Genomic DNA, 4588 nt, shown 5'->3' on the forward strand with positions numbered 1-4588 from the left:
ATTGTGGGAGCACAATGGAAAGCAGAGAATGTTCCTCAGTATTTGAAGCTACGTTGTGCTTATCTCAACGGCGATATTGCCTGAGTATTTTTACTCATTGCAAAACTGGGATGCTCCCAACATAAAATCCTGTTATTATTGGATGTGGTAGATAATATGACTCAAAAATATTTCAGCTATCAGCTTAGAAGTCAATTAAGAGAGTTGGCTAATCGTCCCGATCCACCTTTAAGATTAGTAGTAGCGGCTAATCGTCCCCTTAATGTTTTATTTCCTGATAACAAAGGAGGTGATTCACCTTTCGAGGGAATTTGTCTAGAATGTCCGGTTAGATTATGGAATCAAGCTAAAATTCAAGAGTTTATTAGTCATCGTCTAAGTCAAACAGGAGTGACTTTTACCGAGGAGGAAATAAATTATCTTGTTAGGCAAAGTCAAGGAAAGCCGCGAGAGTTAATGCAAAGTTGTTTTAAACTTTATCAAAGCAAAGTCAATAACTCAGCATCCCGAACTTAGGTTATAACTAAACAATAAGTTGATTTAATTTTGGGTTTGATACCCCCTGCCCCTAGGGTTGATTCATGAATCAACCCTACCTTGATAAGGGGGGTGTCTGACAGTTAACACCTAACTACTTAATGAACCATCACCGGGTAAATAGCCAGAGATAAAAATTATGAAGGAAAGCACCGTCCCCAGAATTAATCTCGCCCCTAAACTCAAACGCAATTTATCTTTATGGAATCCCTTTGATTATCTTTTGCTGTTGTACTGGGTGTTTTATTTTCCCCAAGCAATAGGCTGGTATGTGGAAACGAGAGGCGGCGGCGATAAATTCCAAGAACAGAAAACATGGCGCGATAGAATGCAATTTCTCCGCGACCATCCCGTACAATTGCGTCTAGGGATTCAGGGTATTCTCTTAACTGTAATTACCGCTCTAATTATCTGTAGCATAGCGGCAAATTTAGGACTTTCTGTTAATTGGGTGGGCGTGGCGTTCGGCGTGGGGTTGGGCGTGGGGTTGGGCGTGGTGTCCGGCGTGGGGTTGGGCGTGGTGTACGGCGTGGTGTCGGGCGTGGTGTTGGGCGTGGTGTGGGGCGTGGTGTACGGCGTGGTGTCGGGCGTGGTGTCGGGCGTGGTGTTGGGCGTGGTGTTGGGCGTGGTGTGGGGCGTGAGGTTGGGCGTGGGGTTTATATTCGCCTTTTTCCGTCTTGATAATTGGCTAATCGGGCTTTTTGCTGGCCCTCAAGGGCGACTTTTTCCCCGTATTACCCTTCTACCGCTGCTGGGGTTAACCTCGACTCTACAACAATGGTTACAGCAAGACTGGGAAACAGCTATTAATAACCTCAATCAATACCTTCAGTACAGCCGCCAGTTTATTCCTGTCCTTGTCGCCGTTAATCGCGTTTTATCGCAATTCCCAGAGGCAGAAATTATCTATCGGGTCTCCTGTCTGGCAGAAAATCCCTCCGATTGGCAATTGTTAAAATATGCGTCTGCGAAACCGTTTTCTCTTCCTCGCAGCAAAATCCGTCTAGATACTCCTGCTCGCGCCGCTGCTGCTGGTTTTTGGTATCTTCACCAACAGGACACCGAAAAAGCCGAAAAAGCCTTTGCTGTGGTACGTTCCCTCGCCTACGGGGAAGAAATGTATAGCCTCGCCCAAACTTTACACCGATTTAGTCAGGCAGCAACTCCCGATAGTATCGCTTCCCTAGCGGTTGCCCCTATTGCCGCAGAACCGTCATTACGTCCGCAAACTTGGCAAGCTATCAGCAGTTTCAATCGAGTTATCGCAGAAATGGCTTTAGTCCAGAGAAGTTACTCCCAACAGACTAGATCCCTCGCTCTTAATCGGATTATCGGGAAATTAAGGGATATAAGCGACCAACAAGCGGCCAATTTACCCCAAGCAGAAAAAGAATTAATCCTTTCTATGGCCGAAAAATGGGCAAAAATTAGCACATCCATCGCGGGAACGGTGGGAACGGTGACTATTACCCAACCGATTCCTAATCCCTACATTATCGGTGATCCGGTGATCGGTAAACGCTTTGTTGGTCGTGGGGATATCCTGCGGGAACTTCAGTCAATGTGGTCAGGAGATAACCTATCCTCAGTGGTTCTCTATGGTCATCGTCGCATGGGTAAAACTTCGATTCTACGCAATCTGGAGGCATATCTCCCACCAGCTATCTCGGTTATCTACATTAATTTACAGCGCGTGGCCACAGTAACCAGCCTAGCCGAAGTCCTCCTGAATATGGCTGAGGAAATCGCCAAAACTTTAGCAATTGATGCCCCAGAAGAGGAAAAAATCTCCCAACATCCAGAAATGTATTTTAATCGTTATTTAGATCGTCTGATAGGCCAGATTCTGCCGGAAAAAGCCAAAACCGGTTTAATTATTGCCCTCGATGAGTTCGAGATAATTGAGGATTTAATCAAAGAGAATACCCTCCCCCGGAATTTCCTCGGCTATCTGCGTTCCCTTGTCCAGAGTAGTCCGCGTCTAGCTTTTGTTTTTGCCGGATTACATACCCTAGAGGAGATGACTGCCGATTATTTTCATCCTTTTTTTGGCAGTGTTTACCCGATTCCAGTTAGTTTCCTCTCTCCGGAGTCCACTCGCGTTATCCTCGCTAATCCCGTTGGGGAAGACGAGGATTTTCCCCTAGACTATACCCCAGAAGCTTTAGACAAAATTTATCAACTTACCCACGGTCAACCCTATCTAGTGCAACTTATCGGGTTTCATCTGGTACGTTTTTATAATAAACAGGTCTTTGAGTTGCAACGTCCCCAAGATATTCGTTTTCAGGTGGAAGATGTGGAAAAAGCTATCGATGCTGAGTTTTTCCAAAGGGGAAATTATTATTTTACGGGTGTCTGGAAACAGGCTAAACAAGATGCGGCCGGACAAGGGGAGATTTTAATAGTTCTTTCTTCCCATCTGCAAGGATTAACCCGGGCAGATTTACTGTCCAGCACCAGATTAACTGCCACAACTCTCGACCTGGCCCTAAAAACCCTTGAAAATCATCATGTCATCGAATGCCAAGACTCCCGTTATCAGATTGCTGTGGAATTATTCCGTCGTTGGCTATCGGCAAAAATGGCCTAAATTCTTTTGTTATATTTTTGGCTAATATCTTAGTCCCCAATAGGGGGGTTACAGGGCAGCACGGATTCCCACTATAACAAAATAATAGAACAAATCTGGGAATTTGTCAAGGCCTTGGCAATTTTCCGGTTAAAATTGTTTGTTGAGATGGGGTAAGGGGCAAGACCCGCCCTGCCCCGACGAAAAACTTTAGTATAATCAAGAACAGTGAGTATTTATTAGCTTTTCTGTCTAAGATTGATGTTAAAGGCTGTTCTGTTCGATTTTAATGGGGTGATCATCAATGATGAACCGATCCATCAGGAGTTAATCAATGAAATCTTGATCGGGGAAAATCTGCTGCCCCTAGGGTCGGAATTTGCGGAGTTATGTCTGGGGAGAAGCGATCGCGTCTGTTTGCGTAATGTTCTCACCCGTCGCGGTCGTCAAGTGACCGAGGAATATCTGACTAAGTTAATTAACAAAAAAGCGAGTTTATACCGAGAAAGATTAGGAAAATTAGAGAAACTTCCTATTTATGAGGAGATATACTCTTTTTTAGAACGGGTTAAGGCCAGAGAACTACAAATCGGTTTGGTGACGGGAGCAATACGCTCGGAAGTGGAATCAATCTTGCAACAGGCAGCCCTTGGGGATTACTTTAGTGTCATTGTCACCGGTGATGAGATTAGCACCAGTAAACCTCAACCAGATGGTTATTTACTGGCCGTAGAAAGATTTAATCGTTGGAATTTTAATCTACAGTTGCAACCCTGGGAATGTCTGGTGATTGAAGATACTTTTGTCGGTTGCGAAGCGGCCAAAAGAGCGGGAATGCAGGTGGTGGGAATCGCTCATACCTATCCCTTCCATTTTATGCAGAGAGTGTCCAACTGGGCGATCGATAATTTCTCCCAACTAGATCTCGATCGCGTGGAGGAAACTTTTAGCCAAATCGGGGAAATAAAGGAGCGATCGGGATTTTAGGGGCGATTAACAAGCTGAAAAGCCCTACTTGCAAAAATCGGCAATTCGTGTTATACTAACGAAAGTGCTAAGAAAATGCGGGTGTAGTTTAGTGGTAAAACCCTAGCCTTCCAAGCTAATGATAGGGGTTCGATTCCCCTCACCCGCTTAGGCTGTTGTGCAGTAAACGTCTAAGGAATTATCGGTAATATCAACGGCGATTTTGACTTAGCGATCGCTATCTTCTAAATATCTCTGCAAATCTTTGGTACGCTGCTCGGTGACATCTGCCAAACAAAAACTGTAAATCATGGGAGCCATCGATCCTCCCTCATAGGCACTTCTTTCAAATTCGCAACTGCTGTCTCTAAACTTAATCCAAGCTTGTTGGGCGCTAATTAGGGCTTGCTGAATAATGGTAAAACCCTTTTAAAATAAAGCTTTTGACCTGTTAAAGTCCGATGTTAGTGCAAGAAAATAGGATTGGGACTTTCAAAAACCTTGCATTATCCT

At 44.7% G+C, this 4588-nt stretch carries 3 protein-coding genes, 1 tRNA gene and 1 pseudogene; 4 read left to right on the plus strand and 1 reads right to left on the minus strand.

From position 1 onward, the window contains the following. Window positions 1–156 precede the first annotated feature (156 nt). The 4 genes from EWV84_RS13200 (at window position 157) to EWV84_RS13215 (ending at window position 4244) form a co-directional block, all read left to right on the plus strand. Window positions 157–516 carry a hypothetical protein gene (locus EWV84_RS13200; protein ID WP_287078342.1) on the plus strand — a complete coding sequence of 120 codons (360 nt, stop codon included), beginning with the start codon at window positions 157–159 and terminating at the stop codon, window positions 514–516. 160 nt (window positions 517–676) lie between these two features. Further along, complete coding sequence (locus EWV84_RS13205; RefSeq protein ID WP_287078343.1) at window positions 677–3130, plus strand: AAA family ATPase; 2454 nt, start codon at window positions 677–679, stop codon at window positions 3128–3130. Between the two features lie 240 nt (window positions 3131–3370). Beyond that, entirely contained in the window at window positions 3371–4096 is a 726-nt protein-coding gene (locus EWV84_RS13210; protein ID WP_287078344.1) for an HAD family hydrolase, read from the plus strand. Window positions 4097–4173: 77 nt separating this feature from the next. After that, window positions 4174–4244 (plus strand) — tRNA-Gly (locus EWV84_RS13215). 59 nt (window positions 4245–4303) lie between these two features. On the opposite strand, the pseudogene EWV84_RS13220 reads toward EWV84_RS13215, so the two are convergent. Next, window positions 4304–4486, minus strand: a pseudogene (locus EWV84_RS13220) (lysozyme inhibitor LprI family protein); the annotation flags it as partial. Window positions 4487–4588: the final 102 nt, after the last annotated feature.

This window comes from Microcystis sp. M_QC_C_20170808_M3Col (assembly GCF_007095505.1).
Taxonomy (GTDB): domain Bacteria; phylum Cyanobacteriota; class Cyanobacteriia; order Cyanobacteriales; family Microcystaceae; genus Microcystis.

Excerpts from the sequence above, each read along its gene's own strand:
- EWV84_RS13200 (WP_287078342.1), top strand. The coding sequence starts at position 157 with ATGACTCAAAAATATTTCAGCTATCAGCTTAGAAGTCAATTAAGAGAG.
- EWV84_RS13205 (WP_287078343.1), top strand. The coding sequence starts at position 677 with ATGAAGGAAAGCACCGTCCCCAGAATTAATCTCGCCCCTAAACTCAAA.
- EWV84_RS13210 (WP_287078344.1), top strand. The coding sequence starts at position 3,371 with ATGTTAAAGGCTGTTCTGTTCGATTTTAATGGGGTGATCATCAATGAT.